Genomic DNA, 2432 nt, shown 5'->3' on the forward strand with positions numbered 1-2432 from the left:
GGTTCCTCCCCGACCGGCGCGACCCAGTTCAGCGCCTGGTGGAGGTAGGGCGTGGCGGCCTCGCCCGCGTCGGCGGGCGCGGCGTCGGGCGCGCCCTCGCCGTAGGGCAGCAGGACGGTGAACGTCGAGCCGCGACCGGGTTCGGACTCGACGTGGACCGAGCCGTTCATCAGGTTGAGCAGCTGCCGGACCATGGCCAGGCCGATGCCGCTGCCCTCGTGCGAGCGGCCCGGCGTGCGGCGCACCCGGTGGAACCGCTCGAACAGCCGGGGCAGCTCGTCGGCCGGCACGCCGACGCCGGTGTCGGCGACGGTCAGCCGCACGTGCCCGCTCCAGCCGGACGCCGCCGGCGAGCGTGTACTTCACCGCGTTGGACAGCAGGTTCAGCACGACCTGGTCCCACATGTCCCGGTCGACGTGGACCGGTCGCGGCAGCTCCGGGCAGCGCACGGTGAACGAGAGCCCCGCGCGCTCCGCGGCGGGCGCGAAGTTGACCGCCAGGTCGCGGGTCGCCGCGGCCAGGTCCAGCGCGACCGGTTCGGGCTGCAGCCTGCCGCCCTCGATGCGGGCGAAGTCGAGCATCCCGTCGACCAGGCGGCGCAGCCGCCCGGCGTTGCGGCCCACCAGCTCCAGCCGGGTCCGCTGCGCGGCGGGCAGGGGGTGGGCGCGGTCGGCGAGGGCGTCCTGGACCGGGCCGGTGATCAGGGTCAGCGGTGTGCGCAGCTCGTGGCTGATGTCGGAGAAGAACACGGTCTTGGCGGCGTCCAGCTCGGCCAGGGCCTGGGCGCGGTGGCGTTGCGCCTCGTAGGCGCGGGCGCCGCTGATGGCGGTGCCGACGTGGCCCGCGATCAGGTCCGTGAACGAGCGGTAGTCGGCGTCGAACGGCCTGCGCTCGCTCAGCCCCACCACCAGCACCGCGCTCGGCCCCGTCGCGCCGGGCTCGACCACGGGGGTCGCGCGCACCCCGTCGAGCACCCGCGCCCGCCCGGCGGCGACGTCGGCGACCAGCGCGGTCACGTCGCCGACCGGCCCGGTGGACGCGACCCGGCGCGTGCTCCCGCCGTCGACCAGGTGGATCTCGGCGAACCGGACGTCCTCGGGGTGCCCGCCGAGCACCGCCGTGGTCCGCGCGCACGCCTGGTCCACGTCGGTGGTGACCACCAGTTCGGCCGCCAGCGCGCCGAGCGTGGCCAGCCGGCGGGCGCCGACGACCTTCTCGGTGGTCTCGGTGACCGCGCAGAACACGCCGCCGGTGGCGCCGGTCTCGTCCGCGACCGGGCTGTAGGAGAACGTGAAGTAGCACTCCTCCAGGAACCCGTTGCGGTCCAGCAGGAGCAGTTCGTCGTCGGACCACGTGGCGCCGCGGCCCGCCAGCACGCCGTGCAGCATCGGGCCGATCACGTGCCAGATCTCCGGCCACACCGGTTCGCAGGGCGAGCCCAGGGCCGTCGGGTGCTTGGACGAGCCCAGGATGGGTCGGTAGGCGTCGTTGTAGATCATCACCAGCTCCGGTCCCCACAGGATCGCCATGGGGAACCGGGAGGTCAGGCACAGGCCCACGGCGGTGCGCAGGCTCTGCGGCCACCCGTTCATCGCGCCCAGGGGACCGGCCGACCAGTCGAAGTCGCGGACCAGCCGTCCCATCTCGCCGCCCGAGGCCAGCACGCCGCGAGCCCAGTCGGGGTCACCCGGTGCCGTCACCAACGGGCCTCCTCAACTACTGACAGTGCAAGGGAAGGTATAGGGCAGTCAGGAGGGGTCCGCATGATGAATCGGGGGGCTCGGCGGGCGGCCCGGCGGTGAGCGGTGGCCGGGCTGCGGCGGGCGGTAGGCGACGCGCGCCGGGCGGCGTGCGGCATGTCGCGCGTGGCGGGCACGGTGGCGGTCGCGCCGTCAGCGGGCCCGGCGGTGGTCGCGGGGCGTCGGCGCGAGCGGGCGCAGCAGGTCGAGCACGAGGTCCAGCGGGGGCAGCGAGGCGCGCGGTTCGCGGACCCACCGGACGGGGCCGTCGGCGGTCACGCTCGGCGGCAGCGGCAGGTGGCGGCCGTCGGCGATCAGCCGGGTGTGCGGCGGCAGCGGGGGGCGGCAGGCGCCGGTCACGTCGACCAGGAACGCCCACAGCGCGGGGGAGAGGGCCAGCGCCGGCAGGTCGGCGGGCACCCGCGAGCCGAGCGGGGAGGGCACGAGCAGGCCGGCGATGCCGCGCCCGGTGGGCAGGTGCACGTTGCCGTCGGCCAGCACCAGGGGCCAGCGCCTGCCGATGGCCAGGCGCTCCACGGTGGCGTGCAGCTGGTTGGCGTAGCGGGTGGCGGCGCAGGCCGCGGTGTCGTCCATGGCTTCCCCCTTCGACCGGCGTGGCTCGATCGGGGTTCGCGGGACGGTCCCTCCCCGGTTCGGCGGCCCGCGGCGGGGGCGCCCGGCCCGGGGTCGCG

Annotated in this window: 2 protein-coding genes and 1 pseudogene; all 3 read right to left on the reverse strand. The window is 76.0% G+C overall.

Features of this window, described 5'->3' with window-relative positions:
• Nucleotides 1-323: sensor histidine kinase (locus tag ACFV4N_RS42770; protein WP_499678418.1), on the reverse strand; the 323-nt coding region annotated here is incomplete at its 3' end.
• A gap of 241 nt (nt 324-564) precedes the next feature.
• Nucleotides 565-1644, reverse strand: a pseudogene (locus ACFV4N_RS42775) (ATP-binding protein); the annotation flags it as partial.
• Between the two features lie 249 nt (nt 1645-1893).
• Nucleotides 1894-2334: a hypothetical protein gene (locus ACFV4N_RS42780; RefSeq protein WP_499678417.1), complete on the reverse strand. Its 441-nt coding sequence runs from the start codon at nt 2332-2334 to the stop codon at nt 1894-1896.
• Nucleotides 2335-2432 lie beyond the last annotated feature (98 nt).

The organism is Actinosynnema sp. NPDC059797 (genome assembly GCF_042732085.1).
Taxonomy (GTDB): domain Bacteria; phylum Actinomycetota; class Actinomycetes; order Mycobacteriales; family Pseudonocardiaceae; genus Actinosynnema.